Annotated in this window: 13 protein-coding genes; 6 read left to right on the top strand and 7 right to left on the bottom strand. The window is 62.7% G+C overall.

Annotated features, from left to right (window positions below; translation table 11 throughout):
* Positions 1-56 precede the first annotated feature (56 nt).
* Positions 57-986, top strand: a complete 930-nt coding sequence (locus tag AC4FS3_RS02505; RefSeq protein WP_491019218.1) for a glutaminase — start codon at positions 57-59, stop codon at positions 984-986.
* A gap of 13 nt (positions 987-999) precedes the next feature.
* On the opposite strand, the gene AC4FS3_RS02500 is transcribed toward AC4FS3_RS02505, so the two are convergent.
* The 7 genes from AC4FS3_RS02500 to AC4FS3_RS02470 form a co-directional block, all read right to left on the bottom strand.
* Positions 1,000-1,971 carry a class 1 fructose-bisphosphatase gene (locus tag AC4FS3_RS02500; protein WP_491019217.1) on the bottom strand — a complete coding sequence of 324 codons (972 nt, stop codon included), beginning with the start codon at positions 1,969-1,971 and terminating at the stop codon, positions 1,000-1,002.
* Positions 1,972-2,074: 103 nt separating this feature from the next.
* Complete coding sequence (gene derI / locus AC4FS3_RS02495; protein ID WP_283176463.1) at positions 2,075-2,548, bottom strand: D-erythrulose-4-phosphate isomerase; 474 nt, start codon at positions 2,546-2,548, stop codon at positions 2,075-2,077.
* Between the two features lie 10 nt (positions 2,549-2,558).
* Positions 2,559-3,338 carry a triose-phosphate isomerase gene (locus AC4FS3_RS02490; protein WP_491019216.1) on the bottom strand — a complete coding sequence of 260 codons (780 nt, stop codon included), beginning with the start codon at positions 3,336-3,338 and terminating at the stop codon, positions 2,559-2,561.
* A 12-nt stretch (positions 3,339-3,350) separates the two neighbouring features.
* Positions 3,351-4,298 (bottom strand): sugar-binding transcriptional regulator, encoded by a 948-nt coding sequence (locus AC4FS3_RS02485; protein WP_491019215.1) that lies wholly within the window; start codon positions 4,296-4,298, stop codon positions 3,351-3,353.
* Between the two features lie 43 nt (positions 4,299-4,341).
* Entirely contained in the window at positions 4,342-5,274 is a 933-nt protein-coding gene (locus AC4FS3_RS02480; RefSeq protein ID WP_491019214.1) for a sugar phosphate isomerase/epimerase family protein, read from the bottom strand.
* The gene (locus AC4FS3_RS02475; RefSeq protein ID WP_491019213.1) at positions 5,271-6,776 is read right to left on the bottom strand and encodes a glycerol-3-phosphate dehydrogenase; all 1,506 of its coding nucleotides are present in this window, start codon (positions 6,774-6,776) and stop codon (positions 5,271-5,273) included. The genes AC4FS3_RS02480 and AC4FS3_RS02475 overlap by 4 nt, the downstream gene beginning before the upstream one ends.
* Before the next feature lies 1 nt (position 6,777).
* Positions 6,778-8,346 (bottom strand): FGGY-family carbohydrate kinase, encoded by a 1,569-nt coding sequence (locus tag AC4FS3_RS02470; protein WP_491019212.1) that lies wholly within the window; start codon positions 8,344-8,346, stop codon positions 6,778-6,780.
* An 816-nt stretch (positions 8,347-9,162) separates the two neighbouring features.
* Here AC4FS3_RS02470 and AC4FS3_RS02465 point away from each other — a divergent pair.
* The 5 genes from AC4FS3_RS02465 to AC4FS3_RS02445 all read left to right on the top strand — a co-directional run bounded on the left by AC4FS3_RS02465 (position 9,163) and on the right by AC4FS3_RS02445 (position 14,482).
* The gene (locus AC4FS3_RS02465; protein WP_491019211.1) at positions 9,163-9,819 is read left to right on the top strand and encodes a DUF2291 family protein; all 657 of its coding nucleotides are present in this window, start codon (positions 9,163-9,165) and stop codon (positions 9,817-9,819) included.
* Positions 9,819-11,357, top strand: coding sequence for a sugar ABC transporter ATP-binding protein (locus tag AC4FS3_RS02460; RefSeq protein ID WP_491019210.1), 1,539 nt, complete (start codon positions 9,819-9,821; stop codon positions 11,355-11,357). Before AC4FS3_RS02465 ends, AC4FS3_RS02460 begins: the two co-directional genes overlap by 1 nt.
* Before the next feature lie 26 nt (positions 11,358-11,383).
* Positions 11,384-12,424 carry an ABC transporter permease gene (locus AC4FS3_RS02455; RefSeq protein ID WP_283176471.1) on the top strand — a complete coding sequence of 347 codons (1,041 nt, stop codon included), beginning with the start codon at positions 11,384-11,386 and terminating at the stop codon, positions 12,422-12,424.
* A gap of 91 nt (positions 12,425-12,515) precedes the next feature.
* Positions 12,516-13,463 carry a D-ribose ABC transporter substrate-binding protein gene (locus tag AC4FS3_RS02450; protein ID WP_092900116.1) on the top strand — a complete coding sequence of 316 codons (948 nt, stop codon included), beginning with the start codon at positions 12,516-12,518 and terminating at the stop codon, positions 13,461-13,463.
* Positions 13,464-13,606: 143 nt separating this feature from the next.
* Positions 13,607-14,482: a DeoR/GlpR family DNA-binding transcription regulator gene (locus tag AC4FS3_RS02445; RefSeq protein WP_491019209.1), complete on the top strand. Its 876-nt coding sequence runs from the start codon at positions 13,607-13,609 to the stop codon at positions 14,480-14,482.
* The last annotated feature ends 31 nt before the right edge of the window (positions 14,483-14,513 follow it).

The following is a 14,513-nucleotide window of genomic DNA, read 5'->3' as shown; positions in this document are numbered from 1 at the left end:
AATGCGGTCAGTCTGAAAGGGACTTGCCAGCGCAGGGGCGTGACGGGCAGGCTGCCATGATGGACAAGCTGCAAGATATCCTGAACGAGATCACTGCCACGCTCGCGAGCCGCGAAGAGCGCGGCCATCCCGCCGATTACATCCCGCCGCTGGCCCATGTCAGCCCGAAGCATTTCGGCATCGCAGTCGCGCTGAATGAGGGCGGGCTTTTCACGGCAGGCGAGGCGGATCTGCCTTTCTCCATCCAGTCGATCTCCAAGGTTTTCACCCTGACACTGGCGCTTGGGATGTATGGCGATGCGCTCTGGCGCCGCGTCGGGCGCGAACCTTCGGGAAGCGCCTTCAACTCCATCGTGCTGCTGGAACAGGAAAAGGGCATCCCCCGCAACCCGTTCATCAATCCGGGCGCGCTGGTGGTGGCGGATGCGCTGCTGGCGCATGCCCGGGCACCGCGTGAGACGATTGGCGAGATCCTGCGGTTTTTGCGCTTCATCTCGGATGATGACACGATCAGCGCCGATCCGGCGGTGGCGCGCGCCGAAAAGGCGACCGGTTTTCGCAATGCGGCGCTCGCGAATTACCTGCATTCCTGGGATAATCTGACCAACCCGCCCGACCATGTGCTGGGCGTCTATTTCCACCATTGCGCGGTCACCATGAGCTGCGCGCAACTGGCCCGCGCCGGGGGGTATCTGGCCAATGGCGGCAAGAATCCGGTGACCGGGCGCTCGGTGATCTCGGGCGTCAGGGCGCGGCGGATCAACGCGCTGATGCTGACCTGCGGCCATTATGACGGCTCGGGCGATTTTGCCTACCGCGTTGGCCTGCCCGGGAAAAGCGGGGTCGGAGGCGGGATCCTCGCGGTTGTGCCAGGGGTGGCCTCGATTGCCGTCTGGTCGCCGGGGCTGAACGCGAATGGCAATTCGCTCCTGGGCGCCGAGGCGCTTGAGATGTTGTCGCAGCGGATGGGATGGTCCGTGTTCTGAGGCCTTGGTCTGATCAGCGCGTCAGGTAATCTCGGATGATATCGACCTCATCCGCCGCGCCGAACACAAGCGGCGTGTGTTCGTGATGCGCCAGGGGCAGTCGGGCCAGGATCGTGTTGACGCCATCGGTCGCCTTGCCGCCCGCCTGTTCGATCAGGAAAGCAATCGGGAACGCCTCATAAAGCGTGCGCAAGCGCCCGTTCTCATAGCCTTTACGGCTGTCGGCGGGATACAGAAACGCGCCGCCCTCGATCAGGATGCGGTGGAGTTCCCCCGCCGCTGCCGCGAGCCAGCGCATATTGAAATCGCGCCCGCGCGGGCCATCGCGGCCAAGCTCCATATCGCAGACCCAGTCCTGCAACCCTTGCGCCCAATGCCGCTGGTTCGAGGCGTTATAGGCAATGGTCGAGGCCTTCGGCTTCAGTTGCACATTGGCATGGGTCTGGCGGAAGTCGCGCCCCTGCGGGTCGTAGCCAAAAATCTGAACGCCCTCACCCAGCGTAAAGCCGTAATCCAGCGAATGGCCGATCGACGCATAGCCCGCCGCCACGATTTCGCTGCCCGGGCGCAGGAAATCCGCGCCTTTGGCCGGGAAGGCCGCGAAGAACATGCCAAGAGGCGCCCCGATCCCGATGGAGTTTGATCCGTCAATCGGGTCCATCGCCACATCCCAGAGCCCGTCCGGGTTCAGGGTGACGATATCCTCGGCCTCTTCCGAAAGCACAAGCCGGACGCCCGCATCGCGCAAGTAAGGCAGCACATAGTGATGCGCCGCGTCATCCATCGCTTTCTGTTTGTCGCCGCTTTCATTGATGCCGATCACCGCGGCCGGGTCAGAGTAAAGCCGCCCCGCCGCAAGCCGCGCCGCAATCCCGGGAAGCGCCTCTGCAAAGGCCCGGATCACGGAAACCGGGCCGGATTTGCCGGTCAGGTGATCTTCAAGACGCATCCCGTCAGGCGCGTGATCAGCGGGGAGGGTCAGCATCGGCAACTCCGCAAATAGGTGGGGCGCGAGAGGAGGAGGAGGAGTTCGCGCCCCGACAAGCCCCGTCGGGGATAGACCCCGGGGGCTTGTTGTTCAATGGGGCTCAGCCGCCCGAAAGCTTCGCGTTATATTTCGCGCCGACCGCGTCGATGGCATCGACATTGCTGGCGGATTTGCCGGCGGCGTCGAAGTTTTCGGTTTCCGAGAGCCAGGCATCGGCAATGGCTTTCGCCAGTTCCGGCCCGATGACGCGCGCGCCCATGGTGATGATCTGGGCGTTGTTCGACAGGGCCGCGCGGGTGGCGGAATAGGTGTCATGGGTCAGTGCTGCACGGATGCCCGGCACTTTATTCGCCGCGATGCAGACACCGATGCCGGTGCCGCAGACGAGGATCGCGCGGTCATATTGGCCCGCCATCACCTCGGAGCCGACGCGGTCCGAGAGGTTGGCGTAAAACGCATCCGGGCCCGCATCGGTGCGCGAGATTTCCGAGACCTCGAATTTGCCTTTCAGGTGATCGGCCAGGATTTTGGCGAGACCTTCACCGGCGCTGTCGCCTGCGATTGCAAGTTTCATCTGTCTTCCCTCACAGTTTGGCGCTGACTTGCGCCATGATACCCAGATAGCCCTCGACCTCCCAGGCCGAGCGACCGACGAAAAGACCGTCAATATGCGGGCACTGGATCAGTTCCTCGCAATTGCCGGGATTGACCGAACCGCCATAGAGGCAGGCCACGCGGCGGCCCAGAACCTCGGTGGCGACCGCGATGATTTCAGCCTGACGCGCATCGGCGTAATCGGCTTTGGCCGGGATGCCATTGACGCCAATGGCCCAGACCGGCTCGTAAGCCAGCAGGATTTCGGCCTGTTTCTGTTCAGGAGAAAGGCGCTCCAGCGCAAAACGGGTCTGTTTCGCCAGCACCTCAGCGGCGCGGCCCGAATTGCGGTCCTCCAGCGTCTCGCCGATGCAGATGAGCGGCACGAGGCCGTGGCGGATCGCGGATTCGGTCTTCAGCCCGACGCCTTCATCGGTCTCGCCAAACATCTCGCGGCGCTCGGAATGGCCGAGTTCGACCATATCGAGACCGGCATCTTTCAGCATCATCGGGGAAATCTCGCCGGTGAAAGCACCCTCGCTTTCCCAATGCATATTCTGCGCGCCGACCCTGACCGAAGTGTCCTTCAGCATCGCTTTGATTTCACGCACATAAAGATAAGGCGGGATGATGAAACGCTGGATGCGCGGGTCGCGATCTTTGTCTGATGCGATCAGGCCCTCGGCAAAGCGCTTTGCTGCGGCCCAGTCCTTATGCATCTTCCAGTTGGTGCCGATCCAGGTTTTCCCGGTCCAGGTCTCTTGTGCCATTCTCTTTCCTCTTCAGTCCAGCAGCGCGCGCGCTGTTGGCTCATCTGTGATCAGCCCGCTCAGCCGGCCGCTGGCCAGCACGGCCCGGATGGCGTGGTGTTTGTCGGCACCGCCCGCGATGGCGACGATGCGGTCCCCCCCGGGCCGGAACCCGACCGAAAGCGTGCGGGCGGTCAGGCCGGTTTCCACCTCGCGCCCGAGCGCGTCAAAGAAATGGCCAAGCATCTCGCCCGCGCCGCCGGTGGCGGTGATCTCTTCGATCTCGCGCGGCTCGATCATGCCCGAGGCCACCAGCCCCGCCCCGGCATCCGCCGTGCCAATCCCCACGAGCTTCAGCCCGGCCCCGGCGGAAAGATCAAAGATCTCGCGCACGCCGGGCTGCGACAGCAGAACCTCACGATCCGTGACCGAGCGGGCAAAGAACGGCACCGGCAGCACAAAGGCCATTGCGCCGGTTTTTTCCGCCAGGCTGTGCATCACATCATGCGGATTGGCGGCGTAGTTCCGCGTCAACCCGCCCAAAAGCGAGACAAAGCTGACGCCAGCCGCATTGATCCTGGGCAATTGGCGCACGGTCGCCTGCATGGTGCGGCCATGGCCCAGACCGATCACCGGCGTCTCGCCCCGTTCGATCTCGCGCCGCAAAAACCCGGCGCCCGCCATGCCGAGGGCGCGCAGAGGCATCCCCTCTTCGCCCAGATCCGGCGCCACTTCGCAGTAATCCAGCCCGTAACGGCGCGACAGCCGGTCTTCGAATTCCACACATTCGACGATGTCGCCGTCAATCGTGACCTTGACCGCGCCCTCAAGCACCGCCCGGGCGATCAGCCGATGGGTCTTGACGGATGCAAGCCCCAGCCGTTTCGCCACCGCGGCCTGGGTCAGCCCGCCTGCGTAATGCAGCCAGGCCGCGCGGATCGCGAGGCTTTCTTCGGGGTCAATGTCGCGGCGCGGTGCCATTGTCGTCCTGGGGTTAAGGCTGTTGCCCTGGGTTAACGCGGCGTCAGATATGCAGGTCCTGCACACCGGTGTCGATATGCGGCGCCCAGAAGGCAACGCTTTCCGCGATCTGCGCAATCACCTGGCGGTCATTCGGCTCCCGCTCTTTGAAGCTCAGCTCAAGGCAGATCTCGTTATCCACCGCACCGCCTTCGCGGAAGGCGGCGAGCAGCAGCTCGGGCTGAATGCGGCCTTTGGCGTTGAAATCGGCGGTGAAAGGCTTGTGGCCGGATTTGTCCATCATCGACTGCTTGATATGGATGATCGGCGAAAGCTTCGGGACCGCCCGCGCCCAGGCATAGGGGTCGGTGTCATCGGGGTTCGGGCTGGTGACATCGCCATGGTCGATATCGGCCATCATCCACATCGGTACTGCCATATTCGCCGCCGTCAGCCGGTCTTGCAGCGCGATGGCCTCGCGGATCGTCTCGCCGAATTCGCGGCCCACCGACATCGGCTCCCAGTAGACATATTTCAGGCCGGCCGCTTTCGCATGTTCCGCCACTTCGGCCCAGTGGTCGATGGCGATTTGCGTCAGCTCTTCGCGCCGGGCCTGATCGTCGAAATCCTTATAGGTGAAGATCGCGAACTGGGTGCCCACCGAGACCCCGCCCAGATCGGCGGTGATATCGGCAAAGGTCTTGAACCAGTCGGTATAGTAGCGGCGCACATCCCGGTCCGGGTGGCCAAAATGGTTCAGCCGCCCGTAGGGCCCGGTCATGCCGGAGGTCACCCGCACCCCGGTGCGGGCCTGGGCCGCCTGCATTTCGCGCGTCAGACGGCGGATCACCGGGGCGGGCCAGGACGGGTTGATGAATTCATGCGTCAGCTGCAGGTCGCGGATCTTCAGATCGCGCGCCACGGTCTCGATCAGGTCCGAGGGTTCCGCGAAACGGTTCACCAGCGGGTTGGTGTTCAGCGAAAGCGTCAGTTTCATGCGCGCGCCCCCGCTTTCCAGCCGTCAAACCAGGTGGTGAATTCCGCAATCTGATCTTCGGTCAGGTGCAGCTTATGTTTGGTGCGGCGCCAGAGAATGTCTTCCGCCTCCATCGCCCATTCTTTCGCAACCAGGTATTTCACCTCGGCCTCATAAAGATCGCCGCCGAAATGCCGGCCAAGACCGTCGACCGAGGTCGCGCCCGCGATCAGATCCTTCATCCGGCTGCCATAGCGGCGGGCATAGTAAAGGATGAGCGCGCGCGGCATCCAGGGGAAGGCCTCCCGCTGGGTCTCAATAAAGCTCTCATAATCCGCGTTCGGCATCTCGCCACCGGGGAGTTTCGCTGTCGCGGTCCAGTCCGGCCCCATCTGCGGGAAGATATGTTTCAGCTTATGCATCCCGCGCTCGGCCAGCTCGCGGAAGGTGGTGATCTTGCCACCAAAGACATTCAGCATCGGCGTGCCGCCGGTCTCGTCGAGGTCAAACACATAGTCACGGGTGACAGCCGAAGGGTTGCCTTTGCCATCGTCAAACAATGGCCGCACGCCGGAATAGGCATGGACCACATCCTCACGCCGCAGCTTTTCCTTGAAATAGCGGTTCACGCATTTCAGCAGATAGTCGATCTCACTCTCGTTGATCTCGACGTCTTCGGCGCGGTCTTCCCAGGGGATATCGGTGGTGCCGATCAGCGCCATATTCCCCTCATAGGGGTTGATGAAGATCACGCGCTTGTCGTGGTTCTGCACCAGATAAGCATTCTGCCCGGCCCACCATTTCGGTACGATGATATGGCTGCCCTTGACCAGCCGCACGCCGCGCGTCGATTTGGTATGGGCGACATTCTGGATCACGTCCGAGACCCAGGGACCCGCACAGTTCACGATACATTTGGCGCGGTAGGTCTGCTCCTCACCCTTGTGATTGCGAACGGTCACCGTCCAGCCCCCATTCTCGCGCACAGCAGAAGTCACCGGCGAGCGGGTCAGGATCGTCGCCCCCTTCTCCGCCGCGCCAAGCGCGTTCAGCGCCACCAGCCTGGCGTCATCGACCCAGCAATCGGAATATTCAAAGCCCTTTTTGTACTGATCGAGGATCGCCGCCCCTTCCGGGTCACGATGCAGGTTCAGCGTCCGCGTGCCGGGGAGTTTCTTGCGGCCCCCCAGATGATCATAAAGGAACAGCCCAAGGCGCACGAGCCAGGCGGGCCGGTCCGCCGGCGAATGCGGCAGCACGAAGCGCATCGGCCAGATGATATGGGGTGCTGCGTTCAGCAGAACCTCGCGCTCGATCAGCGCCTCGCGCACCAGGCGGAATTCGTAATATTCCAGATAGCGCAGCCCGCCATGCACCAGCTTGCCCGAGCGCGAGGATGTCCCCTGCGCCAGGTCGTCTTTCTCCGCCATCACCACGGAAAGCCCGCGCCCGGCTGCATCGCGCGCCATACCGGCACCGTTGATGCCGCCTCCGATCACAAAGAGGTCGATCATATCGGTCATGTCATTCTCCTGACGGGCGGCGGGCGCGGGACAGCTGATCCCAGACCGGAACCAGAACCTGCCGCGCCGATTGATAGGCGGGAAAGATGCGGTGATAGGCGTCAACAAGGCCCGCATCCGGGGCTTCGGGCGCGCCCAGAAGCGGGATCACCCATTCATTGACGCAATCATCCATGGATTTATAGGCGCCGATGGCAACGGCGGCCATCATAGCGGCCCCTGCAGCCCCGGCCTCATCGCGGGCCGATACCCGGACAGGCGCATCAACCGAAGCCGAAAAGATCTTACGCAAAGCGCCCGACCGCGCCGCGCCCCCGGTCAGCCGCAACTCTCCGGGCAGTTTTCCCATCGCCGCGTAGCAATCGCGCATGGCGTGCCCGAGGCCCTCGGTCACTGCGCGCAAGAGATCGGGGAAGCCGTGATATTGCGAAAACCCGGTAAAGCCCGCACGGGCCTGAGCATTGACGAAAGGCCCGCGCTCGCCGGCCTCAGAAATATAGGGGTGGTAGACGATCTGGCCGGGCTGGCTTTCGGAAAGCCAGGCGTCGATGCGCGCGACCAGCTCTTTATGGCTGACATCATGACCAAAGGCCTTGAGCGCATCGCCCGCGAGGCCAAGCGCCCAGTCGACATTCAGCGTGGCCGCCATATTGGTCTGCACCTGGGTCACCACGCCGGGGACCGGCAGGCAGATCACATAGCCGGTGCCCTCGGCATTCAGATGCACATCCTGCCATCTGACCGCCCGCATATGCACCCCGGTCGATCCCACGGTCGAACAGGCGACATCCTCGCCGCCGCCGCCATAGACCCCGGCGCCAAGCGCGGTCATCACCATATCGACATAGCCGAGGCTGACCGGCGTTCCGGCCCTGAGCCCGGTCGCAGCCGCAGCCGCAGGACTCAGCGGATGCGTGACTTCGGTGCCCTCGACGATCGGCGGCAGCAGATGGCGCTGCGCCTCAAGCCCGAGGGCTGCGATCACCGTGTCATCATATTGACGGTTGCGGTAATTCCCGAAGGTGAAACTCGCCTCCGATGGGTCGGTCGCCCGAACGCCAGTGAGGTTGAGGTAAAGCCAGTCCTTGCAATGCAGCGCGACCTCAGCCGCCTCCAGCAATTCAGGCCGGAAGCTTTGCATATGAGCGATCTGGCTGCCCATCTGGCAGGTGTTGAGCCCGGTGCCGGTGGCCTCGAACCGTGCGCGGTTTTCAGCACAATGGGCGAGCCTTTCGACCGTCGGCGCCGCGCGGGCATCCAGCCAGAGCCAGGCATCGCCGACCGGGCGGTTCCCTGCCCCGGCAAGCCAGGTGCCGTCGCCCTGCCCCGTCACCGCCAGCGCGGCGGTGCGACCCGCCAGCCCTTCGACCAGCTCGCCCAGCTCACGCAAGGCGCGTGCGCAATCATCCCAGGTCTGACCCAGGGGCTGCGTCGCCGATCCGTCAGCGGCAGTCGCGTAGCGATTCGGCACCGCAGCCGAGGCCAGTTGCCGCCCCGCAAGATCAAAGGCCACCGCCTTGATCACCGAAGTGCCCGCGTCAATTCCGATCAGAATCTCAGTGCCGGCCATGTCCGGACCCTCCCCCAGCCGCCACAACATCCCTCGCGGCGGTCACGCCAGTGCGGTGCCGCAGGGATGCGGGGACAAGACCTCTCTGTGACCCGATATGAAAGCCGATATGCAATCCATCCCTCCCGCCGATCCGGCCGCATCCGCGACCTCCCCCCGTTTCGGCTGAAAAATCCAGGCCCTCATTCTGTCATGCAGACCCGCGCGAGGTATATCCCACAATCATACCATAGTGAATGAATTTTTTTACGGACAAAGTAATTTATTTCAGATATTCTTGGGGAAAGGAGCCAGCATCCGGCCAGGGCTTTCCCCGCCTGCCATCCCCGGAAGGCTGATAACCGGCGCCGGATTGTCATGGCGACGCCAGAGGTGGATCTGTACCAGTTCCCGCCATCAAATCACATTAAATCAATAAATTAAGATTAAATTCCGCTGCTCCCGCAGCACGCCCGGCTGCAACAGCAGCATGTTCGCCGCGAGGGCCAATATCCACGACCCTACCAGACGGAATCAGCGGGAGCGCCCGGCCTTCCCGGAAATTTCAAAGCCTGCATCCGCCTCATTTCATATCTTACTTGACGGATTAAATATCACTATAATATCACAAAGGCTGCAAACGAAGGCGAAAGTCCCCTGGCCCAAAGCCAGCGCGTTGAGGAGCGTGACACCCGGGACCGTCGCAAGGTGAGGAGTTAAAGGTATGCAAACGGACGTTCTGGCCTTCGCCGCCGGCGGCCATGCCCGCTTTGGCACTGGACCCCTGATGCCGCGCCTGCCGCTTCTCTCAGACATCACTTTCCCGGGAACCAAATCATGAGCCAAAGCCTGGAAACCGCAGCCGCGCCGCGCAGCGAAAGCCGTCGCAGGATCTGGATCGCCGGCGCGATTGTTCTGGCCGTGATCGCGGCAATCGCGCTCGACACTAAGGTGGTACGGGTCGGATCCGACTCTGATACCCGCCAGCAGGCTTTCTCGCCCGACACTTATGGCCAGGCCGAGTTTCCCCGCATCAAAGACGCCGTGATCGCGAAAGCGGTGGATGTGGTAACGCTCGCCCAGGCCGTCCAGGCCGACAAGGCGGCGGCCGCGAAGGAATATGGCACCCCGGCGACCACCGGCACCGTGATGATGGTGAAATTCACCGGCGTTGCGGGCGAGGCGAAATCGGGCGTCTATGAAATGGCGATTGACGGGATGCCGGAAGGGATCAGCGTCCGGCTTCAGACCGGGCCGGCGATCAATGGCACCGACCTGCGTGACGCGCCCGGCGATATCGAATTCGGCGCCTTCAAGAACCAGATCGAATATCAGGATGCCGGTTCGGCAATCAACCGCGCGATGAAGACCGCCGTTCTGGACGGGATCGACACCGCGAACCTGACCGGCAAGACGCTGGAGGTCACCGGTGCCTTCACCCTGATCAATGCCAAAATGTGGCGCATCACCCCCGTCAGCCTGACGGTGCAGTGATGAGCACGGATACAGCCAAATTCGACACTGCCGAAGTGGTGCTCGCCGCGCGCAATGTGGCGAAGTCTTACGGCGCGGTTCATGCGCTGAAAGGCGTGAATTTCGACATCCATCGCGGCCAGGTCACCACGCTTTTCGGCGAAAACGGTGCCGGCAAATCAACGTTGATGAAGATCCTTTCCGGGGTCATCCAGCCCACCTCGGGCGAGATCATCCAGGATGGGCAGCCGGTCCATTTCCAGAATTCAACCCATGCCCGCGATCTGGGCATCTCGATCATCCACCAGGAGCTGAGCCTCGCACCCAATCTTTCCGTGCGCGATAACATCTTCATGGGCCGCGAGATCAAAGGCCCGATGGGCGTCGATTTCGCCGAGGAAGAGCGCCAGGCCCGCAAGCTGATGCAGGATCTGGAGCAGGATATCGATCCGCTGACCCCGGTCGAGGATCTGCGCCTTGGTCAGCAACAGATCGTGGAAATCGCCCGTGCGCTTTCCGTCGACAGCCGCATCCTGATCATGGACGAGCCGACTTCGGCGCTTTCCGCGACCGAGGTCGAGGTTTTGTTCAAGGTCATCAATGACCTGACCACTAAGGGCGTGTCGATCGTCTATATCTCGCACCACCTGGAAGAGGCGCTGCTGATCACCGATCACGCTGTGGTTTTGCGCGATGGCGCGATGACCGCCTGGGCGCCGCGCGCTGACATCGATCTGAACTGGATCGTGCGCAATATGGTGGGCGAGAATTACAATCTCGGCGCGCCGCCGGACGGGTATGAGTTCGGCCAGACCGCCCTTTCGGTGAAAAACATGGTCGTCCCCGATCCGGGCGGCAATGCCTATAACGTGGTCGACAACCTCTCGCTTGAGGTGAAGGCCGGCGAAGTCGTCTGTATCTATGGGCTGATGGGCGCCGGGCGGTCAGAGCTGATGGAGACCCTGGCAGGGCGGCTGCACGCGGCCTCGGGCCGGATCGAGCTGAAAGGCGAAGAGATCTCGCATCTTTCCATCGCGCAGCGGATCGCGCGCGGGCTTGCGCTGGTGCCGGAAGACCGGCAGCGCGACGGGCTGGTGCAGACGATGTCGGTGGGGCAGAACCTGTCCCTCGCCTCGATCACCGCCTTTACCCGCGGGCTCTTCACCTCGCGCAGGGCGGAAAAGGCACTGATCGCGGATTCGATCAAGCGCGTGACCGTCAAGACCTCTGGCCCGGATGCGGCGATTGGCTCGCTTTCGGGCGGCAACCAGCAAAAGGTGGTCATCGGCAAGATGATGGCGACCAATCCGCAGGTGATCTTGCTGGACGAGCCGTCGCGCGGGATCGATATCGGCGCCAAGGCCGAGGTGTTCCGCCTGCTCGCCGATGGCGCGAAACGGGGCCTCGCCGTGGTCTATACCACATCGGAAGTCAGCGAGTGCCTGTCGATCGCGCATCGCATCATCGTCATGCACAAGGGCCGTATCACGGCTGAATTCGGCGCAGACGCCACCAAAGAAATGATCATGGCCGCCTCTGGCGAACAGCACGCGGCTTAAGAGCGAAGTTCGGGGAAAACAGAACAATGTCCGACACCACCAAACCCGCCCCCGCCACCAGGAGCGAAGGTTTCAGCCTGCTGAAGCTTCTGCTTGAAGGCCGGGCTTTCTTCGCTCTGATCGTGATTGTCGCGGTCTTTTCATATCTCTCACCGAATTACTTCACGACTTCGAACTTCCTGATCATGGCCAGCCAAGTCGCGATTTTCGGACTGCTGGCCATCGGCATGCTGCTGGTGATCCTGAACGGCGGCATCGATCTGTCGGTCGGCTCGATCCTCGCGCTGTGCGGCGTGATCGGCGGCGCGCTGATGCAGGGCGTCGAGATCGACGCGCTCGGCGTGATCCTTTATCCGCCGGTCTGGGCGGTTGTGGTGATCACCCTGGTCGTGGGCGCGCTGGTCGGTGCGGTCAATGGCGTGCTGGTCGCCTATCTGAAGGTTCCCGCCTTTGTCGCCACGCTTGGCGTGATGTATGTGGCGCGCGGCGTTGCGCTCCTGATGACCAATGGCCTGACCTATAACCGCCTCGCAGGCTCGCCCGATCTGGGCAATACCGGCTTCAAATGGCTGGGATCCGAGCGGATTGCAGGCGTGCCAATCTCGGTTCTGGTGCTGGCCTTCTGCGCAATCGTCGCCTGGCTTGTCCTCAGCCGCACGGCCTTTGGCCGCTGGCTTTATGCCTCGGGCGGCAATGAGCGCGCGGCAGAGCTGTCGGGCGTACCGGTGAAATTCGTCAAGGTCACCGTCTATACGCTGTCGGGGATGCTTTCGGCGGTGGCGGGTCTGGTCCTGTCGTCGCAGCTGACCTCGGCTGGCCCGACCGCAGGCACGACTTACGAGCTGACCGCGATTGCCGCGGTGGTGATCGGGGGCGCCGCCCTGACCGGCGGGCGCGGCACCGTGCTTGGCACCATGCTCGGCGCTTTCGTGATCGGCTTCCTGTCGGCGGGCCTCGTGATCACCGGCGTCTCGTCCTACTGGCAGACCGTTTTCACCGGCGGCGTGATCGTGCTCGCCGTGCTGATGAACTCGATCCAGACCGGCAAAGGCGGGAGGAAAGCCTGAGCCACACCCCTTCGCCGGGGCGCCTGGGCCATACCCCGCGCGCCATTGGCAAAGACCGCAAGACTGCATGCAACCCCTGGGAGGATTACACATGCTTAAACTGACCCGCCGCGCGCTGATGGGTGCTGCCGCCGCTCTGCCGATGATGGCTTTCGCCGCATCGGCCGAAGGCCTGATCACCATCATCGTCAATGACCCGGCGAACCCCTATTGGTTCACCGAGGGCGAAGTCGCCAAAGCGACCGCAGAAGAGCTTGGCTACACCGCCAATGTCTCCTCGCATAAAGGCGACACCAATACCGAGAGCACCCTCGTCGATACCGCGATCACCAATAAGTCGGTCGCGATCATCCTCGATCCGGCCAATGCCGATGGCTCGATTGGCGCAGTGCAGAAGGCTGTTGATGCGGGCATCCCGGTTTTCCTCGTGAATGCCGAGATCAACCAGGAAGGCCTGGCCAAGGGTCAGCTCGTCTCGAACAACGCTCAGGGCGCAGCTCTGGGTGCCCAGCAATGGGTCGAGGCCGTTGGCGATGCGGGCAAGTTCGTTGAACTGTTCGGCAACCCGGCAGACAACAATGCCGCGACCCGTTCGAACGGCTATGAAACCGTCATCACCCAATATCCGGATCTGGTGAAAGCCGGTCAGGAAGTGGCGAACTGGGACCGCACCCAGGGCTACCAGAAGACCCAGTCGCTTTTGCAGGCGAACCCGGATGTCATCGGCCTGATCGCCGGCAATGACGAAATGGCTCTGGGCGCGATTGCCGCGCTGAAAGAGGCCGGCAAGCTGGCTCAGGTCAAGGTTGGTGGCTTCGACGGCTCGCCCGACGCGGTCGAGGCAATTAAGGCCGGTGAGCTGCAATACACCGTTCTCCAGCCGGTCGCGATCTTCTCGCGCGAAGCTGTGGTGCAGGCCGACAAGTTCATCAAAACCGGCGAAACCGGCGCGGCATCGGAAAAGCAGCTCTTTGACTGCCTGCTGATCACCGCAGACAATGTCGACAAATACACCGCTCCCTTCGTTCTGTCTGAGTAAGACCTGGTGCGGGCCGGCCCTCCGGCCCGCCGCTTCTGCCTTTTGCCGGTGCCGGATTGTTCCGGCCCGGCTTTCCCTCCGCTGAACATCGCCGTCGTTTGCCTTTCGGGTGAAATGCAGTAACCGGCTGGCGGGAGGCCCAAATGTCCGAGCATAAATACTTGTCAGATCCGATTCAGGATCCGCGCCCCGATCTTCTGGGCAGCGATGCGATTCCGTCTGACAGCCGCCATGCCCGCCAGATCGCGCGGCGCCAGCTGATTGCAGAGACGGTGATCGCCGAGGGCTCGATGCGGATCGAGGATCTGACCTCGCGTTTCGGGATCAGCCTGATGACGGCGCATCGCGATCTCGATGACCTCGCCGGTCGCGGGCTTTTGCGCAAGATGCGTGGTGTGGTTTCTGCTGCACCAACCAGCCTGATCGAGGCCTCGGATCTGTGGCGCACTTCCCGTCAGGGCGCCGAGAAACGCGCCATCGCCGCCATGGCCGCAGCAGAGCTGGAGCCGGGTCAGGCCGCGTTTTTCGATGACAGCACCACCGTGTTCGAAATGGTGCCGCATCTGACCACCCGCGTGCCGCTGACCGCGATCACCAATTCACTGACGCTGATGAATGCGCTGCGCTCTACGCCGCATATCACCCTGCTCGGCCTGGGCGGGCAGTTGCACAACTGGTGCAATGCCTTTCTCGGGCCGGTGACCGCGACCAGCATCCGCGCGCTCCGCGCCGATCTCGCCTTCATGTCCACCGCCGCGATCACCGATGGCCAGGCCTTTCACCAAAGCCCCGAGATGACCGAGATCAAGCGCGCCATGCTCGATTGCGCCGATCGCCGCATCCTGCTGGCCGATCATTCCAAATTCACCCGCCGGGCGCTGCATTCCATGGCGGGTTTGCGGGACTTCGACCTGGTGATTGTGGATGACGGACTGGACCCGACGCTTGCCAGCCATCTCCTGCGCGAAGGGGTGCGGTTGAAACTCGCGCCGCTCGCAGGGGATGATCCGGAAATGTAACATCACTTGATGTTATATTAACATCATGAAA

The organism is Pseudogemmobacter sp. TB195, assembly GCF_058313095.1.
The sequence above is the reverse complement of the archived record's forward strand: the minus strand, read 5'-3'. Positions and strand labels throughout refer to the sequence as shown.

Excerpts from the sequence above, each read along its gene's own strand:
- AC4FS3_RS02445 (WP_491019209.1), top strand. The coding sequence starts at position 13,607 with ATGTCCGAGCATAAATACTTGTCAGATCCGATTCAGGATCCGCGCCCC.
- AC4FS3_RS02470 (WP_491019212.1), bottom strand. The coding sequence starts at position 8,346 with ATGGCCGGCACTGAGATTCTGATCGGAATTGACGCGGGCACTTCGGTG.
- derI (WP_283176463.1), bottom strand. The coding sequence starts at position 2,548 with ATGAAACTTGCAATCGCAGGCGACAGCGCCGGTGAAGGTCTCGCCAAA.
- AC4FS3_RS02465 (WP_491019211.1), top strand. The coding sequence starts at position 9,163 with ATGAGCCAAAGCCTGGAAACCGCAGCCGCGCCGCGCAGCGAAAGCCGT.
- AC4FS3_RS02500 (WP_491019217.1), bottom strand. The coding sequence starts at position 1,971 with ATGCTGACCCTCCCCGCTGATCACGCGCCTGACGGGATGCGTCTTGAA.
- AC4FS3_RS02460 (WP_491019210.1), top strand. The coding sequence starts at position 9,819 with ATGAGCACGGATACAGCCAAATTCGACACTGCCGAAGTGGTGCTCGCC.
- AC4FS3_RS02490 (WP_491019216.1), bottom strand. The coding sequence starts at position 3,338 with ATGGCACAAGAGACCTGGACCGGGAAAACCTGGATCGGCACCAACTGG.
- AC4FS3_RS02505 (WP_491019218.1), top strand. The coding sequence starts at position 57 with ATGATGGACAAGCTGCAAGATATCCTGAACGAGATCACTGCCACGCTC.
- AC4FS3_RS02480 (WP_491019214.1), bottom strand. The coding sequence starts at position 5,274 with ATGAAACTGACGCTTTCGCTGAACACCAACCCGCTGGTGAACCGTTTC.
- AC4FS3_RS02485 (WP_491019215.1), bottom strand. The coding sequence starts at position 4,298 with ATGGCACCGCGCCGCGACATTGACCCCGAAGAAAGCCTCGCGATCCGC.
- AC4FS3_RS02455 (WP_283176471.1), top strand. The coding sequence starts at position 11,384 with ATGTCCGACACCACCAAACCCGCCCCCGCCACCAGGAGCGAAGGTTTC.
- AC4FS3_RS02450 (WP_092900116.1), top strand. The coding sequence starts at position 12,516 with ATGCTTAAACTGACCCGCCGCGCGCTGATGGGTGCTGCCGCCGCTCTG.
- AC4FS3_RS02475 (WP_491019213.1), bottom strand. The coding sequence starts at position 6,776 with ATGACCGATATGATCGACCTCTTTGTGATCGGAGGCGGCATCAACGGT.